We start from the raw sequence: 19,836 nt of genomic DNA, 5'->3' as shown, positions 1-19,836 counted from the left end.
GTTTTTGTACATTCAGTCTAAGGATGCTGTCCATATCACTTACGCTTCGTTTCCCTCAGAATTGTTCTCTGATTTGTTGTCAGCCTTATAGCGATAGTCGCCTGCATCTTTGCTTTCCTTGGATTTTCGGTAACGGGTAAACTCGATATATTCACTGATAAAAGACTGTTCCACAGTCGATAATTCGCTTTCCTGGCAATTCAATTGCCGCAACACGTCAAAAAAATAATCCTCCCGTTTTTCCCGCACCATCGCTTCCTTCGATGGACGCCCAATCATGAGCCAGTCGAGGCTCACATCAAAAAACGAAGCAATCTCAATTAACTTATTCGTACTTGGAATAGACTTGCCACGTTTCCAATCACCCAGATTGCCCGTGCTAATCTTCAGCTGTTGGCAGAAAGCCTTCTTGGTCATTCCTCGTTCGGCAATCAGGTGTTCAATTCGCTCATAGATCGACTGCATACAAGAACCGCCTTCCAACCGTAATAATCAACTCATCTGCTTGAATTATACCACATTATTCCTGAATGCTCAGCCTTTAAATCCCCGAAATATGATGAGGTATAACGTATAACACAAAGATAGACTCCCACGAATGATCATGAGAGTCTATCTTATAACGTTGTTGCTGTGATGCGGTCGAGAGGACTCGAACCTCCACGGGTATACACCCACTACCCCCTCAAGATAGCGTGTCTGCCATTCCACCACGACCGCATATTCAATTGTAAAAAATGGTGAGCCATGAAGGGCTCGAACCTTCGACACCCTGATTAAAAGTCAGGTGCTCTACCAACTGAGCTAATGGCTCTTGCTGTAAACTTCACCGGATGTGCCACGCTTCATTCTTGTCTCTAAGAGCAATGACTTTGAGGATTTCTCATCGAAAATATAAATCTCATGAGGTGGTGAAGATATGACCCGTAGGGGATTCGAACCCCTGTTACCTCCGTGAAAGGGAGGTGTCTTAACCCCTTGACCAACGGGCCTTAATAACAAGTTGTCTTTCTTGGCGACAAGAATGAGTATACCACAGGACATTTTATACTTGCAACACTTTTTTTAAAATTTATTTCCCAAGCCTTTTTTGCCTGTTGATACTGCTCTTCAGAAACCCATTAATCGCCACCTTCCCTATTCATGCCAATGTCATCCCTGTGCAGGAAAAATGTAAATCACCCATTAAAACACTTACAAAAACTTATATTCACTTATAATATTGCAAAGCACATTAAGAATACTTATAATTAAAGTATCAGTATAAGTACGGTCATCCATACAACCGGAGGTGACATGTTTGTTTCAAGAAGAACGAATGCAGCTCATTGTTGAACATCTACGCAAACACAATCGCATCTCAGCCGATGATATTGTCACCTTGTTTGATGTATCACGGGATACTGCACGCAGGGATCTGATCAAGCTTGAGGAACAGGATGCCATTATTCGAACACGTGGCGGTGCGATTCTCCCCCCTCCTCCGCAAGAATTCAGATCCTACAAAGACCGTTTACTCGATGTATCTGAGGAAAAAAGAGCCATCGGCAAACTCGCTGCGGCCATTGTAAGACAAGGCGAGATCATTATTCTGGATTCTTCCACGACCGTGCAGGCCTGTGCCGAGAACTTGAACGGCAAATCCTGTACCGTCATTACTAATTCGATTCATTCCGCTGATCTTCTCTCCAATCACACAGCTGTCCAGATTCGTTTACTCGGCGGCAAAGTGGATAAGGAACAACGTTATGTCTACGGTACCTCTGTTATCGAGACTCTCTCCCACTATTATGTAGATAAAGCCTTTATCGGAATTGGCGGTATCACCATGGATGGCTTCAGCGCTTCCGAAGAGGAAGGGAAAATTAAACACCAAATGATGAAGGCTGCCAAGAAAGTCGTTGTTCTTGCCGATCAATCCAAGTTTGATAGACGTTATGGTTATCGTTTTGCCGACTGGTCATTGGTGGATGTATTGATTACGGATCAATGGCCAACCAAAGAATGGCTTGTTTTTCTAGCCGAACAACAGGTTGAGATTCTCATTCCTGAACCCACAGATGATAAGGAGTTGTAAATATATGAAATTATTTGCCACAGATTTAGATGGAACTTTATTGAACAGAGACAGCCAGATTAGCCCGGAGAATGCAGCAGCCATTCAAAAAGCACAGCAATCCGGTATGAAGGTTACAATCGCTACAGGACGTGTCTACTCCGATGTGGTAACCATCAGCCGCGAAGGCGGAATCAAAACCCCAATTATCGGCTCCAACGGAGCGACGATTCATGATGCAGACGGTGAACGTCTATTCCATCTTCCACTTGAACGTGACACAGCAGCTTCCGTCATGCAGTGGCTGGAGGATCATGATTTCTATTATGAGGCCTCAACGCAGCAAGGTATCTATGCCCCGCTTAGCAGTCATGAGACCTTGCTCGCCGAGATGGAACGCGTTCTTGGTTCGAACCCTGGTGAGGACATTGCACGCATGATTCGGGCCATCAAGAAACACTATGACAAAAAAGATTATCACCGCGTAAACAACCATAGCGAAATCCCGGCAGAAGCCTGCATTTACAATATTATGGCCTTCTCCATGAATCCGGACAAAGTAAAGGCAGGACGAGAACACTTCGCTTCCCGATCCGATGTAGCCATGGTTGTATCCTTTGAGCATAACTTCGAAATGCAGCACCCGGACGTATCCAAAGGTAATGCCCTCACCAAATTGGCGGCTCACCTGAACATCTCCATGGAAGATACAGCAGCGATCGGAGATAACTTCAACGATGTCTCCATGTTAAAAATGGCTGGACTCGGCATCGCCATGGGTAATGGCGAACCCGAAATTCAGGCATTAGCCAAAGCCATAACGTTGACTAATGTGGAGCACGGTGTCGCACATGCCATTGAGTGCCTGCTTGAAGGTAAACCCGTATCCCGTCCGGAAACGATTGTCGGAGAAGGACAGTAATTGAACCTGTATGGAATTAACCGCTGAATCTGGATGGATGGGTCGTCTTTTGATCCAAGCTGGTTCGCTTCATTTCAACTCAGCAGATCGAACATGAGGCACGTCCTGTAACAAAATAATCAGTTGCTCGCCCCGGTATGAACCCGGCAGTTGCAATGTGAACTCAAGCACAGTCTCTTCTTCAGAGTCTGTGCTTTTTTGCTGTTCTGTTTTAAATCCAATGACCGAGATCTTTTCCTGCCCCAGCAGTGCCAAAACACTCTTCAGAGCCTCTCCCTCCGTTTGCAGGTGGATGGTTAACGTCTCTGTTCGAGCGGATACCAGCCAGCGTGTAGGCCGATGCAGTAGCATCTGTGCCACTACAATAAGCAGCGTCACGCCTGCACCTGTCCAATACAGACCTGAACCCACCGCAAGTCCCATGCCTGCTGTAGCCCATATGCCTGCCGCTGTGGTCAATCCTCTGACCGTATGCCGCTGCGTGAAGATCATGCCAGCGCCAATGAACCCCACACCGCTAACAACCTGTGCAGCGATCCTAGATGGATCCAGGGACAGATTGTCCCAACCGGCCTGATCCTGAAATCCGTACTTCGACACAATCATCATCAGGGCAGCACCGACGGCGACCACAAAATGAGTACGAATTCCTGCCTCTTTCATTCGGTTCTTGCGCTCATATCCGATTAGCACACCACATATTCCAGCTATGAGTACACGCATCAAGTATTCCACTTCCATGCACATCACCTCTTTCATTATGTATATGCTTACATGTGTCTATCTTTACTATTACCCAATCTTTCCCCGACTAATAAAAAGCCTCTACTCAGGTCAATTCTCTGCCCGAAAATTGCCCCCTTGTCTCTCTCCCAATCCGTAATAATGTCTAAAATTATATATCAGCGGATGCCATTCCTCCGGATTGATTTTGTTCGGTCCAGATATTAGTCTTGTGTGCGCGTGCACCTTCACCGCTTTCGCTTCCACAATCGCCATGAACGGTGTGTGTTCAGGAATACGTATGTGTTGAACAGCGGCTTCAATCTGAAGCGGACATTCAGCTATTTTATCTGGAGCCACCTGAACCGATGATTCAGATGTCAGTCCAGCTACAGTGAATTTATCCTGGCAAAACGTATAGCCCATCTGCCTTTTCTCCTCAGGAACCGGGGTAACTCCCGTATAACGCCCCAATGCCTCAACCTGTTTCCACATAGATGCATCTGGCAAATTAATCACACACTCAGGGTGTCGACTCAGATTTTGATAGGCTTTGCCCTGTATACCTAGACCAAGAACCAAACAATCCCCCAGCGCCCAAGATGAAGACAGTGGAGACAGGTTGGTTGACCCATCCTCGTTTAATGTGCTTAACAGCAATACAGGCGTACCATAATATAAAATACTGGGATTAAGCGTTTCATGTTGAATCACTTCTGAACTCTCGGACAACTGCTCTATGGCAAAGTCCTGTTTCGTTATCTTTTTCATATTCTGTACCTCTCCTGTTCCAATTCCATTGGTTTATAACCTCAATCTGACCCGTAGGGACGATAGAACAAAATTGTAATACAGGAATAGTTCAGATATGATCGAAGTATGAATGTATATCCAAATATTACTGTTGTTGCGTCGTTAATTGCTGATCCAAGCCGCGCTATTTTTCTTTCGTCTTTGCTGGATGGGCGGGCGTTGCCCGCAGGAGAGCTTGCTCATATGGCAGGCGTCACTCCCCAGACAGCAAGCAGCCATCTCGCTAAACTCGTAGTGGGAGGATTACTCGAAGTCGAACAACAAGGACGCCATCGATACTACCGTCTGGCAAGCAAAGAAATTGCTAATCTGATTGAAACCATGGCCAGTATTGCTCCACCTGTACAGATCCGCTCTCTCAAACAATCCGTTCAGCTTCAACAACTGAGTTATGCACGGACCTGTTATGGTCATCTGGCTGGGAAATTAGGAATCTCGCTCTGTGAGACCTTACTACAGAAGGGTTATCTTTCAGAGCCCGAAGAGAAACATAGCAAGGATTATCAAGTTACAGAGAAAGGAATGCAGTGGTTTACTACGTTCGGTATTGAACTTCAAGTGAAGCCGGGGTCACGCCGTGCCATCGCTCGTAAATGTCTGGATTGGAGCGAACGCCGTCATCATCTCTCGGGTATGCTTGGGGAACAACTCAGACATCGATTATCGGAACTGGACTGGATTCGTCAAAAAACAGGAAGTCGCTCTGTCGAAGTAACGGATGCTGGCAAGAAAGGTTTATACGAGGTGTTGGGCATTTCACTTTAAGCAGAAGCGTCTATGAGGGATAACCAAAAATGAGAACGTAAAAAAATCCCCTTCACACTGACCGTCAACCGGTCTAATGTGAAGAGGATTTTTTTGGTGATTCAGAACGGAGAGAGAGGGATACTCTCACTTCGTTCGAGACTGCGAAGTATTGCTAACGAAGCTTATGCTCCGACGAACCTCTAGGGTTCTCATCCCTTTGCAGAGAAGTTTAATTCAGAACGGAGAGAGAGGGATTCGAACCCTCGCACCGCTTACGCAGTCTAACCCCTTAGCAGAGGGTCCCCTTATAGCCACTTGGGTATCTCTCCAAGAAATGGCTCCCCGAACAGGGCTCGAACCTGTGACAACTCGATTAACAGTCGAGTGCTCTACCAACTGAGCTATCAGGGAAAATTAATCTTGATTAACTTAATTTATCATGATTAATAATCCAAGTCAACATGCCTTTCATCACTTTCTTACGTGCAGTGAACGATGCACACATCAGATATTCTGAAGACCCAGTTTTCCCGCACAACGACCACAGCGGTAACGCTTCGGATCTATTTTCCGCTTGCGCAAATATTCCGTACCACAGCTCTTGCACACCAGCTTATAACGATAGGGCAGAGGTTTTCTGCCTTTGCCGTCAGGAAGTGATTGACAGTAACGCGAACCGCCCACTTTCTGCAACAAAGCCTTGAATTCCGGGTCACGATGCTGATAGCCGCGTCCACGAATATGCAAATGATAGTGACACAGCTCATGCTTGATGATTTTCTCAACCTCATCTCGCCCATAGACTTCGAGTTGATGCGGATTGATCTCAATCCGGTGACTTTTGAGCATATAACGTCCACCTGTAGTGGTCAGGCGACCGTTAAACAACGCTTCATGGGTGAACGGCACTCCGAAATGATCCAGTGATACCTGTTCAATCCATTGTTGCAATTCCTCATTTTCCATCGGTATCCTCTCCTTGCACCCCCTCGGAGCATTTGTTTTTCCCGCATAATACTTGAATTTTAACCGTTTCGTAGGCTACACTGTCAAGTAGAATGTATGAGGGGAGATTATTACTCGTTATGCCTACAATGCGCTATGTCATCTTGCAGCAGGAACAACAATTGCAGTTTGTGGAAATGCCGGCGGATTACGCCTATCAACTCAGTGCGCTCAATCTGCGCCTGCACAAGGAAATCGATAAACTCACTGCAGCAGATGTCCCTGTCCTGCCTTGGGCGATTGCCGAATGTGACAACCTGGATCTCCTGAACGAAAACCTTTCCATTATCGGTGGCCTTGATTATATCAATGCGCTTGAAGAATCTTTTGCAGCACTACGTGAAAGCCATTATCCCTTGATTTCCCTACTTACCGAAATTCGGGCGCTTCAGGCCCAATTGGAACAATGGTATGAAGAAGAGATGGAAGCTCTCTAATTCACTCCAGATCTCATTTTAAAATGACAAGAACGAAAAGCGCATCTCCCTGAATTGGGATTTGTGCTTTTTGGTATTAATATTGATTTGCCAGTGTCCTTCACTTAACCCGCACAGTCCAGGCTATTGCCACATATGCTAACGTACAGATGAATTATGCAAGAGGAGGAGATACCCTTGCCTCAATGGCTTTGCAATCAACTGATGCGTGCATTTCACAAAAAGGACAGCCGGCAAATCAAGTTGCTGAACGAATGCTGGTTCTTTTATCGTAACAAACCAGCAAATGGCACACCGCGCAGCGCGGAGAACGAACTTTAAGAGGTTGTTCAAACAGTCCGCTTTTGAACACGAACTTTAAGCAAAAGCCCATGATCATAGCCATCGTACTTACCAGAGGAATTAGAACGGATAACGGGACCATTATTGTCGACACAAACAGCCTTCCCTGTCAGGGAAGGCTGTTCTCCAATCCTATTACTTAGGAAGACTGTTGCGCAGAAGCAGGCTTCTTCATCGTAAGGCCGACACGGCCTTTTTTGGTATCCACATTCATAACCCAGACTGTTACATTATCCCCAACAGACACAACGTCCATCGGATGTTTAACATACCCGTTGCTGAGCTGCGAGATATGGACAAGCCCGTCACTCTTAATTCCAATATCAACAAAGGCACCGAAATCAATTACGTTCCGAACTGTACCTTGCAGCTCCATGCCTTCCACCAGATCCTCAATCTTCAATACATCCGTACGGAAGATTGGCAATGGCATCTCTTCACGCGGGTCACGACCCGGGCGCTGCAAGCTGTCCAGAATATCACGCAATGTAGGCACACCTACGTCCAGTTTCACGGCCAGTTGTTCTGGCTGTTGCTCCGACAGTAACACCGACAATTCCTTGCTTCCCAGCTTGTCCAGTGCAACCTGAAGCTCCTTGAACAGCTGATCAACCACCTTGTAGGACTCAGGGTGAATCGGTGTACGATCCAGCGGATTCTCGCCCTCGCCAATACGCATAAATCCTACGCACTGTTCATACGTTTTGGCACCCAGACGCGGTACCTTCTGAAGCTGACGGCGGTTCGTAAACCGGCCATTTTCTTCACGGTACTTCACGATGTTTTTGGCAATCGTAGCATTAACCCCAGCAACGTATGACAACAACGAAGGTGAAGCCGTATTCACGTCCACACCTACATGGTTAACTGCGGATTCCACGACAGCCTTCAGGCTTTCTTCCAGGATCTTCTGGGATACGTCATGCTGATATTGACCCACGCCAATGGCTTTCGGATCAATTTTAACCAGTTCCGCCAACGGGTCTTGCACCCGGCGAGCAATGGAAGCTGCACTGCGTTCAGCTACATCGAGGTCTGGGAACTCTTCTTGCGCCAGCTTGGATGCAGAATACACACTTGCACCTGCTTCGTTAACAATCAGATATACGAGACTTTCATCACCGTTCTCCTGAATAATCTCGGCAACAAACTGCTCCGTTTCACGCGATCCCGTACCGTTACCGATAACGATCAGTCCAATATCATATTGCTTGATCATCCGGTGGAATACTTCCGCAGCTTCACGTTTCTTGTTGTGTGGTGGAGTTGGGTAGGTCACAGCCACTTCCAGCAACTTGCCCGTATCATCTACTACAGCCAGTTTACAACCGGTACGATAGGCCGGATCGACTCCCAGCACACGTTTGCCATGAATCGGCGGTTGAAGCAACAGATTACGCAGATTGGCCGAGAATACCGATATGGCCTGATTTTCTCCTTTTTCCGTGAGCTCTCCACGAACTTCACGCTCGATGGAAGGCGCGATCAGCCGCTTGTAAGCATCTTCAATCACATCACGCAGGATATCCTGCACGGCAGAAGCACCACGAATGATCTGTCCTTCCATATGGCGATGGGCCGGTTCTGCCTGTACGTCCAGGCCAACTTTCAGAATACTCTCACGTTCACCGCGATTAATCGCGAGAATACGGTGTGGAGGCATCTTTTTGGCTAATTCGCGGTAATCATAATAATTCTCGTACACAGACTCCTCTTGAGCATCCTTCGCTTCCGAAGTCAGCATGCCGTGATCCAAGGTGTACCGACGAATCCAGGCACGAATGGCAGCATCGTCTGCGATGTTCTCCGCGAGAATATCTTTGGCTCCCTGAAGCGCCGCCTCCGCATCTTCTACACCCAGTTCAGCATTGATATATTTCGCAGCTTCCTGGAGTGTATCTCCTTGTTTCGGTTGACCCCAAATCCATACAGCAAGGGGCTCAAGACCTTTTTCCTTGGCCACACTGGCACGTGTTTTCCGCTTCTGACGGAACGGACGATACAAGTCTTCCACTTCCTGCAGCTTCACAGCTTGGGTAATGGAGTTCTTCAGTTCTCCGGTCAGCTTGCCCTGTTCCTCTATAATACGGATGACTTCCAATTTGCGATCCTCAAGATTGCGCAGATAGACAATGCGTTCCTCAATTGATCGCAGCTGGTTCTCATCCAGCTCTCCAGTCATTTCTTTACGGTAGCGGGCGATAAATGGAATCGTATTGCCTTCGTCCAGAAGCTCCGACGTTGTGCGGACCTGCTTCAAGGACAGTGACAGTTCCTTGGCTACCTGTTTGATGATTCGTTCATGGCGTTCTGCCTTTATTGTTTCTTCATTGGGTTCCAGAACCGTTTCCTGTTCAGACAAAATAAATCCCTCTTTCCTTCCTGAATCGTTCGTTACAATCATTTCAGGGCAGCTTTGCTGCTGTAATTACAGTATTGTTAAACCATTTGTTTCTTCCACTCTACCCTATATTATCACAAAATCACGTCCAGATTTCCATCAATCCGCAAGCATACAAGTTCTGACAGAATGATGTCATCCTCCAGCCTTCCCCATTACAGCAAAAAAAGACCGAAAAACGTCCACACGACGCCCCCCGGTCTTTCCTTATTCAAAATTTTAAATACAATAGCAATCTAATAAGTGAAACTGCTCATTTACACGATGACGGAGAGGACAGAAAAAGCCTGAAAAAGCGAAGCTACAAGCTTTCTGCAGAAAGCTACTTCGAAAGCATACACTTTGCCTAAAAGCTTTCTGAAAGAAAGCTACATCGGAAGCATACGCTATCTCCGGATTTTCCCTTTGAGAAAAGGGAATCAAAAAATCTGGGATAACAGCGATTGGAAGGTTGTTCTGTCATCGTAGTATCCGTGTAAATAAAATGTAATTCACTTATCTAGACGCGCTCGAACCGGAACATTTCGCTCAGATAGTCTCCTGATGCACTGCCTACCGAAATACCGCCATACATCAAGGCATCGCCGGTAAAGGTCTCCGAGCCGCCTTTCAGACGGTAATCCGCACTAGGGTCCAATCCTTTCAGCTTCAGGCGCTGGAGTGGCGCATTAGGCTCAGAGAGCACCCGGAAGTAGAATACAACGGCTTCGCTTCCGTCTGGTGCAATAAACATCCAAGCGGTCTCATTACCTTCAAACGGGCTGAGCAAGCGACGGAATGTTCCATATTGAACCGTTCCACGGATCTCTTTGTACAGCTCAACCTGCGCTTTCACGATTTCGTTCTCTTCCTCTGTGAATTTCGTCAGATCCAGCTCATACCCAAAGTTGCCCGACATTGCAACATGTCCCCGAATCTCAAGAGAAGTGATCCGGTTCACCTGATGATTCGGTACCGCTGAGATATGTGATCCCATCGAACTCACTGGGTACACAAGACTCGTACCGTATTGAATCCGCAGACGGGAGATCGCATCAGTGTTGTCACTTGTCCACGTCTGTGGCATGTAATACAGCATACCTGGATCGAAGCGGCCACCACCACCTGAACAGCTCTCGAACAGAATGTTAGGGAATGCCGAAGTGATTCGTTCCATGACGTCATACAACCCCAACATGTAACGATGCGCTGTCTCACGCTGTCTGTCTGCCGGAAGCAACGCAGAACCCACTTCCGTCATATTCCGGTTCATGTCCCATTTCACATAAGTGATTGGTGCCGAACCAAGTACATCTGTTAACATGCGTACAATCTCATCACGTACATCCTGACGAGAGAAGTCGAGTACCAGTTGCTGACGTCCTTCTGTTCGACGACGATCTGGCACATGCAGGCACCAGTCTGGGTGCGCACGGTACAGCTCACTGTCTGGTGAGATCATCTCAGGCTCAAACCACAATCCGAACTGCATGTCCAGACCTGTTACCCGGTTAGCCAGATCATCCAGCCCCTGTGGCAATTTGTTCTTATCTACAATCCAGTCGCCCAACGAGGAATTGTCGCTGTCCCGGTGTCCAAACCAACCATCATCCAAGACAAACAGCTCAATACCCAGCTTTTGTCCAGCACGAGCGATCTGTTCAATCTTGTCCGCATTGAATCCAAAATAAGTTGCTTCCCAGTTATTGACCAGAACCGGACGTTCCGCATTGCGGAACTTACCACGTGCAAGACGTTCCCGGTACAGTTCATGGTACGACTGAGACATACCATCCAGACCTGCATCCGAATATACCATAACCGTCTCAGGTGTCTGGAACGCTTCCTGTGGATCCAGCTTCCAGCTGAACTCGAACGGGTTGATCCCGAGCGATACACGAGTGGTGTGGAACTGATCCACTTCAGCCTGTGCAGTGAAGCTACCGCTATAGACGAGACTGAATCCGTAGACTTCACCCTGATCTTCATCCGTGCCTGGTGTCATCAGTGCAATAAATGGATTCTGCTGATGACTGCTTGACCCACGACGGCTCTCAATCCCTTGCAGGCCTGAAGCAAGCGGTCTGCGAACGATATCACGTTCCCGTGTCCAAGCTCCTGACAATTGCAACAATTCATAATCTGCATGCGGGAAATCAACAGAGGAACTGAGCGCACGCACCACATTCACTGAGGTAGCGCTCTCATTAACGACACGCATGGAGCGTGTAATGGCATTAAATGCCGTAAAGGCTGTATAGGAAAGCTCAATTTTGATGCCTGCAACGCGGTCTTCCAACTCAATAACCAGCGTCTCTGCTTCTTCATCGGATTCAACATACGTTGCTGGCAATCCAGTAAGCGCTGTCTTTCCTTTGACCAATCGATGGCCTGTATACGTAAACTCCGAAACCGTTGAGCCATTCTCAAGTTCCAGTTGGATTGCCGGATTACGGAAATCACTTGTGCCATACACGGGTAGTTCCACTGCCAATGTATCAAATGAAATCGTACGGTCTTCTGGTACCGGGTTCGGACTGAAAGATGCTCGTTCTGTACGAACATGCAACCAGCTCAGATCGGTGTCGCGTAATTTTTTGCCATAATACAAATGCACCAAATATCCTGAAGGCAGTACCTGAAATACATAACTGGCCTCACGGGTTTGTAAATGAAACTGAAGTTTCTCTTGATTGATGTAAATGCTCATATGTCTCCTCCACCTCTATATATAGGTCTTTCGGGTAAACGGTTTCTCAGGTTCCATTATAACGAAAAGATCGCCAATGTTCTACGCTTTCATCAAGCTTTAATCAAAAGAGCGTACAACAGCCCGAAGGATGCCATACGCTCTTTTGGTTACAGTCTGAAATTAGTGTGTTCCCTCACAGGAACATCCATTGCCAACGGACGGCAGGACAGCGTACAAGACGCTGGTTGCTACCTTAAAAATCGATTAAACCAAGGCTGATCTGTAAGGCTTCATTGACCAATTTCATGGTCTCCTCGTCCAGATGGGTAATCTTGTCAGTCAGCCTCTGCTTATCAATCGTCCGTATTTGTTCGAGCAAAATAACCGAGTCCCGGTCAAAGCCGTGTGCCGCCGCATCAATTTCTACATGCGTTGGCAGCTTTGCCTTCTGGATCTGGGCGGTGATAGCCGCCACAATACAAGTTGGACTGAACCGGTTGCCGATATCATTCTGGATCACCAGAACAGGCCTGACTCCACCTTGCTCGGAACCGACAACGGGAGAAAGATCCGCAAAAAAAACGTCACCACGTTTTACGATCAATGTCTACACCCCGCTAACTAAGCGGTCCAGAGTGCTGTCCGCATCTTCCTCCGCATGAAAGGCTTCGGATGCCATGGTCAGATTAATTTTTGCCATCTCCATGTATCCGCGCTGCATCGTTTCACGGATGTAACGTTTCTTACGCTCCGTCAAATACAGCTTCATAGCCTGCCTAATCAATTCGCTGCGGTTGGAATTCTCCAGCGCTACGATGCCATCCACTTCCTGCAAAAGATAATCAGGTAAACTGATCATGATCCGCTTGGTGTTCTGCAAGTTGGCCACCTTTCTTCCACCCCCACAAACCTTTCGCCATTGTGAACCAGTATTACGTTTTTCCAGAACTTTTATACAAAGGAATATATATGCCCCGAGTATATCAAGTATGCTGTACTCCATTATAAACACGGGGAACAATATTCGTACAGACCAAACATCTCATTTCAGGATTTAAATCCTTATCGTCATACATAATTCGAGATGCTCCGACAGTTTTCCTTCTGTTCTGAAAAAAAGTTTATTGGTAATGACGTCCAGCTTACCTGTCAGGATGTCAAAAGTGGATTGATTCTGGCGACTTCTGCTCCCCCACGGGTGTAGACCCGTGGAATGCGGTGCGCCATCATGCAGATCACTTCATAAGCAATCGTACCGAGCTGGATTGCCACCTCGTCTGCGGTTATAACGCCACCAGACTGATGACCGATGAGGACAACCTCTTCGCCGACTTGAATTTCTTCCGCTTCTTCCGCGAAAGATTGTAACGACACCATACACTGATCCATGCAAATCGTACCGACGACAGGAACGCGGCGGCCGCGCACAAGCACTTGTGCTTTACCTGTCAGCATTCTTGAGAATCCGTCTGCATAGCCGATCGGCAGGGTCGCTATTCGTTCGTGCCCTTGTGTAACATAACGGGTTCCGTAACTGATCCCCCAATGGGGTGGCAGTGTTTTAACCAGAACCGCCTTCGTCTTCAGCATCAATACCGGGGACAGCTTCACCACCTGATGATTCACCTGGGCCGAAGGATACAATCCGTACAGGCTGATTCCTACACGTACCATGTCATAGGATAATTCCGGTGTATCAATGGCAGCGGCGCTGTTCGCCGTATGTATAATCGGGATGACACATCCCTGATCCCTGAGCGCATGAACCACGCATTGGAACCGTCGATACTGCTCCAGTGTATAGGTTTTGTCTTCTTCATCCGCTTTGGCAAAATGGGTAAACATACCTTCCAGCATCACCTGATCGAGCGAGGCCACTTCCTCTATGAAAGCCACTGCCTCATCGCCAGGCAACAGACCTAATCGGCCCATGCCGCTGTCGATTTTAATATGAACCTTCAGTTGGTTAGCGAATGTGCTCGCATCCAGATGTCGAATGGCATCGAGCACTTCCCTGCTGAACAGCGTGATGGTCACATCATGTTTACAAGCAACAGCGATCCCTTCCGGCGGCGTATAACCCAATACCAGAATTGGAATCGTAATCCCATGTTGTCGCAGTTCCAGAGCTTCGTCAAGAAAAGCAACACTTAAGTAATCCACACCCACTCGTTCCAGTTCTCTAGCCGTCTCCACCGCTCCGTGTCCATAGGCATTGGCCTTCACACAGGCGAGGAATTTCATGCCCTGAGGCAATGCCTCGCGGAAAGCTTCTACGTTAGTACACAAATGATCCAAATTGATCTCCGCTTCGGTCGGCCGATATTGTCCTTGCACGTTAAGTCACCTTCTCTAATCATCTTAATCCGGCTCACGTCAGACTCCATCGTAATGCTCCAGCATGTGACTGTCAAATGAACCGAAGTTTCGCATTCAAAAACAGATGCAAGGTGCGCCGTTTGAGGAACAAATGCGAACACAGAAGAAGACCGATAAGCGAGATTGGCAGGGCAAAATTTCACTTTCCACCCCAGCAAAAATCTGCTTATATCGATTATTTACCCGGTTCCCTATGTGTAGAAGCGCGTTTTGCATTATTGGGTGCTCGGAGTAAGAAAAAACAGTCCTAGATGTACACATGTCTCACATCAAAGCAAAGCACCGGAGAACGGGTCTCCGATGCTTATTAGCATTCCTTATGTTTATGCTACTATTCGTTCATTTGTTCAAAAATCATTTGCCTGACTCTTCCTGCATCGATGTTGCAATGCGTACCATTTCGTTCTGAGGCAGGTCGGCACTGGTAATCCGATATTCTATGCCATCTGTCATCCATGTCAGAGTCTGCAATGCATCTCCGCTGATCATCCCCAGTGTGAATCCAAGATCCACTACACTGGATGGAGCAAGCGATACGGCTCGATCCTGTGGTCTGGCTTCAAATATTGTGTAATTATATGTTCCTTCATAACGAAGCATAACCGAGTAGTCTCCCGCTTCTTCCAGAATCTGATCATCCTTGAGCTGCACGCCTTCCGGTGCATAGGTAGGCTGAATCACGCCGAAGCTGTCTGCCCCTTCCGGTTCTGCAAGTGTCGGCTCTTCGCCTTCCTGACCTGTTGCAGCACCCTCTGTACCTTGCTGCTCTGTGTCAACGCCTACACCCGACTGTCCATCCGTGACAGCTCCGTCTGGTTCTGGCGCAGTCTGAGGATTGGCAGGTTCTTTACCGCCCTCATTCCCTGTTTGCTCCGCAGGAGCCACACCAGAGTCTGTTCCCGTTTTGCCGCCTTCTTCTGTATTGGCTGTCATGTTACGTTGCATGTCAAAGGCGTCTTTCTCAAATGCAGCACCGAATTTGAAGGAATCAAACTTCACATCCACAACCACATTGGCATTGGAGTCGGATACCTCCACCTGTTTCGGTGCGTAATCCGATTTGTTCAGCCAGATTTTCTGTCTGACGAGTGCATGTGTATTATAATTGGCAGCTACATCAAAAACATAGCTCTCCTTCTCATCCGCAAACTGACGGGTCGTATCCCCCGTAATGCTCCGAATCAATGTTTCGTAGAGATATACCTGTCCTTGGTTATCTGGCCAGTTGCTCTGGAAACGGAAGCTCTTGTTCTGGCTAGGCGTCAGAACAAACACACCCTCATCGTTACGCAAGACAATCTGTGTTACATCCTTTTTGGCATTGGTTAACGCAATACGATAATAGGAAGGCTTCTGATGCCATACCTCGACCTTGTACTGCTGCGGCGTATCTCCGGTATGCAGCGTCATCACGCCTGCCCCCTGGTAACTTTCCATCTCTCCTACGACTTCGTTCAGATCTTTGACCACAGCTGCCGCATCCTTCTTCCCGCAGGCGGCAAGCAAGGCCGATAAGACCAATACCATGGCAAGCATCCATGATATTCGGCGCATGACATCATCCCCTTTAGCACATGTTTTCACTTCAGGATTTTGCTTGCAGCAGAACCCCTACTTGATTAGTACATGTCTATGAGGGACTTGTTCGATATATGCGGACTAGTTTGACAAGCATGCAGTGAAGTCAGTTAATACGGCATTGCTACGCAAAATCAGTCTCGGGTAGGATGTAAACTTTATCCAGAAAAGGCATAGTGGATTGTAGGAAACGATCCATTTCATTGAATATCGGGAGGGGAAGGTATGACGACAACTCAGCTTCGCGCATCACTGGAAGGACTGGATGAATTCATCGACGAGCAACTTCAACTATGGAAAGGTGTCGGCACAGCGGTGGCTGTAATCCATAAGGATGAAGTCATCTGGCAAAAAGGCTACGGGTACCGTGATCTGGAGTCCAAACTTGAAGTTACCCCCAATACGCTGTTTGCCATCGGTTCAAGTACCAAAGCCTTTACCGCAGCAACTGCTGCTCTGCTTGTGGATCAGGGGATACTGGACTGGGATGCACCTGTGAAGACCTATATGAAAGATTTCCGGATGTTCGATCCGGTGGCAACAGAACGTCTCACCATTCGCGACATGCTGTGTCATCGTTCCGGTCTTCCAAGACATGAGTTGGTATGGTACAACTCCCCACGTACAAGAGAAGAACTTGTTCGTACATTACAGTATCTGGAGCCGAATCAAGATTTCCGAAACAAATGGCAGTATCAGAACATGATGTACATGACGGCAGGTTATCTGGTTGGACAATTGAAAGAAAATTCGTGGGAAGAGGTTGTTCAAAAGTCTCTATTTGACCCCCTAGGTATGAACTCAAGCCTGTTCTCTGTCGATGAGATGCAGCTTCAGACTGACTATGCTTGTCCTTATATGGAACAGGATGGTCAGCATACAAGAATACCATTTCGAGCTATTGACGCTGTTGGCCCAGCTGGTTCCATTAACAGTAATCTGGTCGACATGATCGCATGGCTTCAATTCCAGTCGCATCAAGGTGAATGGGAAGGAACGTCACTGATATCGAAGGAACAGATGAAGGTTATGCACAGTCCTCAGATGGCTTGTGATTCAGCATTCAACAGCAAAGAGCTGCCTGTGAGTACATATGGTCTGGGCTGGATGATTGAGCCGTATCGTGGGCATGCCATGATTCATCATGGTGGGGCTATTGATGGCTTTGCATCACAAGTTGCCTTTTTGCCAGAGGAGCAGATTGGAATCGTGGTTCTGAGCAATACCCACGGAAGTATAATTCCGTATACGGTTGCTTTTCATATCATGGACCGACTGCTTGGATTGGAGCCCGTTAATTGGAGTTCCAGAATGAGCAAATTAATGGGAAAAGAACCGGCAGAAACAGAGACTAATCCGGAGAATACTTCGGAATTATCTATTCACCCAGAAACTGCTGTTGAGCAAAACATTGAAGAACCTCAAGTTGCTCCGTTTGATCGTCCTCTCACCGCTTATGCGGGTATTTACACGCATCCTGGTTATGGCGAAATGTCCATTCAGGAAACAACGGACGGGTTACAGGCAACCTTTAACGCGATCGAAATGCCTATGGAATACACCGGAAAAGATACGTTTTCGGTCGAATTCGTGTTATTCGGTCTGAAGGTCACGTATACGTTCACCCTGAATGAATCATCAGACGTTGCTCAATCCATCTCCATTCCTTTGCTGCTTGAGCCGGGTACGAAGCCTATTGAATTCATTAGGGTTTCGTAAATGAACACCTAATTCATTCCGTTGTGGTAGCCAAACCTACCTACCACAACGGAATATACACCGGATAACTCGTATCCTCTTCAGCGGTACCAGGTCTTCTCTTCACCCACAATCGGCGCAGATCAGGCAGACCATGTCCCGCAACATGATAACCACGCAGAGAAGAATGATGGGCATGTTCTTCCTTGAAGCTGTAGGTGGGCAGAAGCAGCGCCTCCTGAATCAATCGATCTTCCAGCTGAATCAATCTATTCAACCGCTCCGCAGGTTCCTTAATCATGACAACGTGTCCACATTCCTGTTCCAGTTCATGTCTCCAGTAATCATTCATCGCAATCAGGAATAACGTGTTCTGGAAGGTATACATCGTCACGAGACTCAGCACGACATGATCATCGAAAACTTCTCCTGTATAGATCAGATCACAATCCCTGAATCCATCTTGATAGACTGCATGGACCGGGTCTCCCGGAGTAATGCATATATGTAGGCCAATTTGTTCACATCTCTCTGCAAACCAGACCATGTCCGCCTCCATCTTCTCACCTTCTTCCACCCACAGACTTAACATCTGCCCTTGGTAAGAGCTACGACGTAATAATGCTGAGGCCTGCGCCAGCGAAGAGTCTACGGAAAGTGCTGGTTTAGCAGAACCATCCGGTTGTTCCGATTGCAGTTTCCACGCCCCCCCTTGATCCCGACTCTCCGTTAAAGGCTGCTTCTGAACTCGTCCTCGAATCAAACTAGATGCAGCCTGCGTGTTCTTGCTCTTGAGCGCTTCCAACATCTCATGCGCATTCAATAGCTGCTGGATAGCCCGTCGAAAATTCACGTCATGCTGCGGCCCTTCCTTCTGCATATTAAATGTCATATACACACCACCCTGCATCTCATGCTGTACGGCACGAGGTTGTGCATCCGGAAATAAATCATGCTTGATGATGGACTCCGCCTTTGCCGAGTGAGGGAGCTGCCACACTTCAACACGATCCACATAAGCCCGTCCTCTGAAATAGGCATTGAACACCTCAAGCACAAGCAGCTTCGAATCATGACGAGTCAAACGATAAGGTCCTGTTCCAATCGGATGAAGCGGGGTCATCTCCACATCTCTAGGCAGGATAGATGCACACATACTGCTCATCAGATCCGGGAACATGAAGTTTGGCTTATTCAACACAAAACGTACAGTCAACTGGTCATACGCCTCTATGCTCTCAATCGAACTAAACAGCGGCCTGCAAGGGTTACTCCTGTCAGAGATAATGCGATCAAAGGTAAACTTGACGTCCTCTGCATCCAGAATCTTTCCATGATGAAATGGTATGCCTTTGTGCAGATAAAAGGTCCATTCCCTTCCATCCGCATGACTCTCCCATGCTATAGCCAGACTCGGCTCGCAGACTTGACGTTCAGCATTATAGCGAACCAAACGATCGAACACCTCTGCAATGATGAAAACTTCTCCCCACATCGCCGTCTGCGTTGGGTCGAGAGTCTTAAACGGCGTATTTTGCGGAATCCGTAATGTATCCACTCGCCCTCTGGCCCCTTCGTTCGAACGCAGACCGAATTGATGCTGCATTTGCTGCATCAGATGTTCTCGCATCGTAATTGGTAAGGTGGAGGCAAGTTCATAGGCGTCCTCGATCCTGTTCCCATTCAGGAGATGGTCATACCGTTCACGAACCACTTCAAGCAGGGGGATGCAAAAGACAAGTATCGATTCTTTGCCTCTACCGCGCTGCGGGTTCCACATGACCCATCCGTTCTCTTTGAATTTGTTCATAATGAGGTTCATGTTACGCATGGTACAACATAAATGATCGGCGAGTTCACCTACCGTTGTATGTATTTCTTGTTCATCATGCACATGCAGAAAGTTCAATCGCAATTGAATGTAATGTTCTGATACGTCCATTTATGCCCTCCCTTCTCCTATGTTCTAAATTCTATCTTTCAACTACTTAGCTCCATCTACTAAAATACGAAATCCATTCGGTTGCTTCTACAGTTTTTCTTCAGGTTTTCCTCCATTATACT

17 protein-coding genes and 5 tRNA genes are annotated in these 19,836 nt (G+C 47.4%); 6 read left to right on the top strand and 16 right to left on the bottom strand.

Translation table 11 applies throughout. The features are described from left to right. Nucleotides 1-39: 39 nt before the first annotated feature. The 4 genes from MKX75_RS06760 to MKX75_RS06745 all read right to left on the bottom strand — a co-directional run bounded on the left by MKX75_RS06760 (nucleotide 40) and on the right by MKX75_RS06745 (nucleotide 992). Nucleotides 40-465 (bottom strand): helix-turn-helix transcriptional regulator, encoded by a 426-nt coding sequence (locus MKX75_RS06760; protein WP_062833115.1) that lies wholly within the window; start codon nucleotides 463-465, stop codon nucleotides 40-42. Between the two features lie 172 nt (nucleotides 466-637). Beyond that, nucleotides 638-720, bottom strand: a tRNA-Leu gene (locus MKX75_RS06755). Between the two features lie 18 nt (nucleotides 721-738). Further along, a tRNA-Lys gene (locus MKX75_RS06750) sits at nucleotides 739-814 on the bottom strand. A gap of 106 nt (nucleotides 815-920) precedes the next feature. Next, nucleotides 921-992: transfer RNA gene (locus tag MKX75_RS06745), tRNA-Glu, on the bottom strand. A gap of 308 nt (nucleotides 993-1,300) precedes the next feature. Between MKX75_RS06745 and MKX75_RS06740 the strand changes: the two genes are divergently transcribed. Then, the gene (locus MKX75_RS06740; RefSeq protein ID WP_062833114.1) at nucleotides 1,301-2,077 is read left to right on the top strand and encodes a DeoR/GlpR family DNA-binding transcription regulator; all 777 of its coding nucleotides are present in this window, start codon (nucleotides 1,301-1,303) and stop codon (nucleotides 2,075-2,077) included. Nucleotides 2,078-2,081: 4 nt separating this feature from the next. Beyond that, entirely contained in the window at nucleotides 2,082-2,978 is an 897-nt protein-coding gene (locus MKX75_RS06735; protein ID WP_062833113.1) for a Cof-type HAD-IIB family hydrolase, read from the top strand. Between the two features lie 69 nt (nucleotides 2,979-3,047). Here MKX75_RS06735 and MKX75_RS06730 read toward each other — a convergent pair whose 3' ends face one another. Both MKX75_RS06730 and MKX75_RS06725 read right to left on the bottom strand, forming a co-directional pair. Beyond that, nucleotides 3,048-3,719, bottom strand: a complete 672-nt coding sequence (locus tag MKX75_RS06730) for an MgtC/SapB family protein (protein WP_062833112.1) — start codon at nucleotides 3,717-3,719, stop codon at nucleotides 3,048-3,050. Nucleotides 3,720-3,812: 93 nt separating this feature from the next. Next, complete coding sequence (locus MKX75_RS06725; RefSeq protein ID WP_339168975.1) at nucleotides 3,813-4,472, bottom strand: flavin reductase family protein; 660 nt, start codon at nucleotides 4,470-4,472, stop codon at nucleotides 3,813-3,815. A gap of 108 nt (nucleotides 4,473-4,580) precedes the next feature. Between MKX75_RS06725 and MKX75_RS06720 the strand changes: the two genes are divergently transcribed. Then, on the top strand, nucleotides 4,581-5,279 hold the full coding sequence (locus tag MKX75_RS06720) for a winged helix-turn-helix domain-containing protein (RefSeq protein ID WP_145146466.1): 699 nt from the start codon (nucleotides 4,581-4,583) through the stop codon (nucleotides 5,277-5,279). A 222-nt stretch (nucleotides 5,280-5,501) separates the two neighbouring features. Here the strand turns inward: MKX75_RS06720 and MKX75_RS06715 are convergent. The 3 genes from MKX75_RS06715 to MKX75_RS06705 all read right to left on the bottom strand — a co-directional run bounded on the left by MKX75_RS06715 (nucleotide 5,502) and on the right by MKX75_RS06705 (nucleotide 6,227). Continuing rightward, nucleotides 5,502-5,590: transfer RNA gene (locus MKX75_RS06715), tRNA-Ser, on the bottom strand. 6 nt (nucleotides 5,591-5,596) lie between these two features. Then, nucleotides 5,597-5,672: transfer RNA gene (locus MKX75_RS06710), tRNA-Asn, on the bottom strand. Between the two features lie 93 nt (nucleotides 5,673-5,765). Next, nucleotides 5,766-6,227 carry a SprT family protein gene (locus MKX75_RS06705; RefSeq protein WP_076331999.1) on the bottom strand — a complete coding sequence of 154 codons (462 nt, stop codon included), beginning with the start codon at nucleotides 6,225-6,227 and terminating at the stop codon, nucleotides 5,766-5,768. A gap of 119 nt (nucleotides 6,228-6,346) precedes the next feature. On the opposite strand from MKX75_RS06705, the gene MKX75_RS06700 reads away from it, so the two are divergent. Continuing rightward, complete coding sequence (locus tag MKX75_RS06700; protein ID WP_062833108.1) at nucleotides 6,347-6,703, top strand: hypothetical protein; 357 nt, start codon at nucleotides 6,347-6,349, stop codon at nucleotides 6,701-6,703. A 177-nt stretch (nucleotides 6,704-6,880) separates the two neighbouring features. Beyond that, a complete protein-coding gene (cmpA, locus tag MKX75_RS06695; protein WP_017690033.1) occupies nucleotides 6,881-7,024 on the top strand; it encodes a cortex morphogenetic protein CmpA in 144 nt (47 codons plus the stop codon). Nucleotides 7,025-7,184: 160 nt separating this feature from the next. Here the strand turns inward: cmpA and MKX75_RS06690 are convergent, their stop codons facing one another. The 6 genes from MKX75_RS06690 to MKX75_RS06665 all read right to left on the bottom strand — a co-directional run bounded on the left by MKX75_RS06690 (nucleotide 7,185) and on the right by MKX75_RS06665 (nucleotide 16,050). Then, nucleotides 7,185-9,407 carry a Tex family protein gene (locus MKX75_RS06690; RefSeq protein ID WP_062833107.1) on the bottom strand — a complete coding sequence of 741 codons (2,223 nt, stop codon included), beginning with the start codon at nucleotides 9,405-9,407 and terminating at the stop codon, nucleotides 7,185-7,187. A gap of 538 nt (nucleotides 9,408-9,945) precedes the next feature. After that, nucleotides 9,946-12,135, bottom strand: coding sequence for an alpha-galactosidase (locus MKX75_RS06685; protein ID WP_339168974.1), 2,190 nt, complete (start codon nucleotides 12,133-12,135; stop codon nucleotides 9,946-9,948). 235 nt (nucleotides 12,136-12,370) lie between these two features. Next, nucleotides 12,371-12,721 (bottom strand): type II toxin-antitoxin system PemK/MazF family toxin, encoded by a 351-nt coding sequence (locus tag MKX75_RS06680; protein WP_024630714.1) that lies wholly within the window; start codon nucleotides 12,719-12,721, stop codon nucleotides 12,371-12,373. 3 nt (nucleotides 12,722-12,724) lie between these two features. Next, entirely contained in the window at nucleotides 12,725-13,006 is a 282-nt protein-coding gene (locus tag MKX75_RS06675; RefSeq protein ID WP_017690037.1) for a ribbon-helix-helix protein, CopG family, read from the bottom strand. A 260-nt stretch (nucleotides 13,007-13,266) separates the two neighbouring features. Next, nucleotides 13,267-14,454, bottom strand: coding sequence for an alanine racemase (gene alr, locus MKX75_RS06670; protein ID WP_339168973.1), 1,188 nt, complete (start codon nucleotides 14,452-14,454; stop codon nucleotides 13,267-13,269). A gap of 396 nt (nucleotides 14,455-14,850) precedes the next feature. After that, a complete protein-coding gene (locus MKX75_RS06665; protein WP_339168972.1) occupies nucleotides 14,851-16,050 on the bottom strand; it encodes a DUF4367 domain-containing protein in 1,200 nt (399 codons plus the stop codon). A 249-nt stretch (nucleotides 16,051-16,299) separates the two neighbouring features. On the opposite strand from MKX75_RS06665, the gene MKX75_RS06660 reads away from it, so the two are divergent. Beyond that, nucleotides 16,300-17,793: a serine hydrolase gene (locus MKX75_RS06660; protein WP_076331993.1), complete on the top strand. Its 1,494-nt coding sequence runs from the start codon at nucleotides 16,300-16,302 to the stop codon at nucleotides 17,791-17,793. Between the two features lie 40 nt (nucleotides 17,794-17,833). On the opposite strand, the gene MKX75_RS06655 is transcribed toward MKX75_RS06660, so the two are convergent. Next, a complete protein-coding gene (locus tag MKX75_RS06655; protein WP_076331992.1) occupies nucleotides 17,834-19,714 on the bottom strand; it encodes an ABC transporter substrate-binding protein in 1,881 nt (626 codons plus the stop codon). Between the last annotated feature and the right edge of the window lie 122 nt (nucleotides 19,715-19,836).

The organism is Paenibacillus sp. FSL R5-0341 (assembly GCF_037975235.1).
GTDB lineage: Bacteria > Bacillota > Bacilli > Paenibacillales > Paenibacillaceae > Paenibacillus > Paenibacillus amylolyticus_A.
The sequence above is the reverse complement of the archived record's forward strand: the minus strand, read 5'-3'. Positions and strand labels throughout refer to the sequence as shown.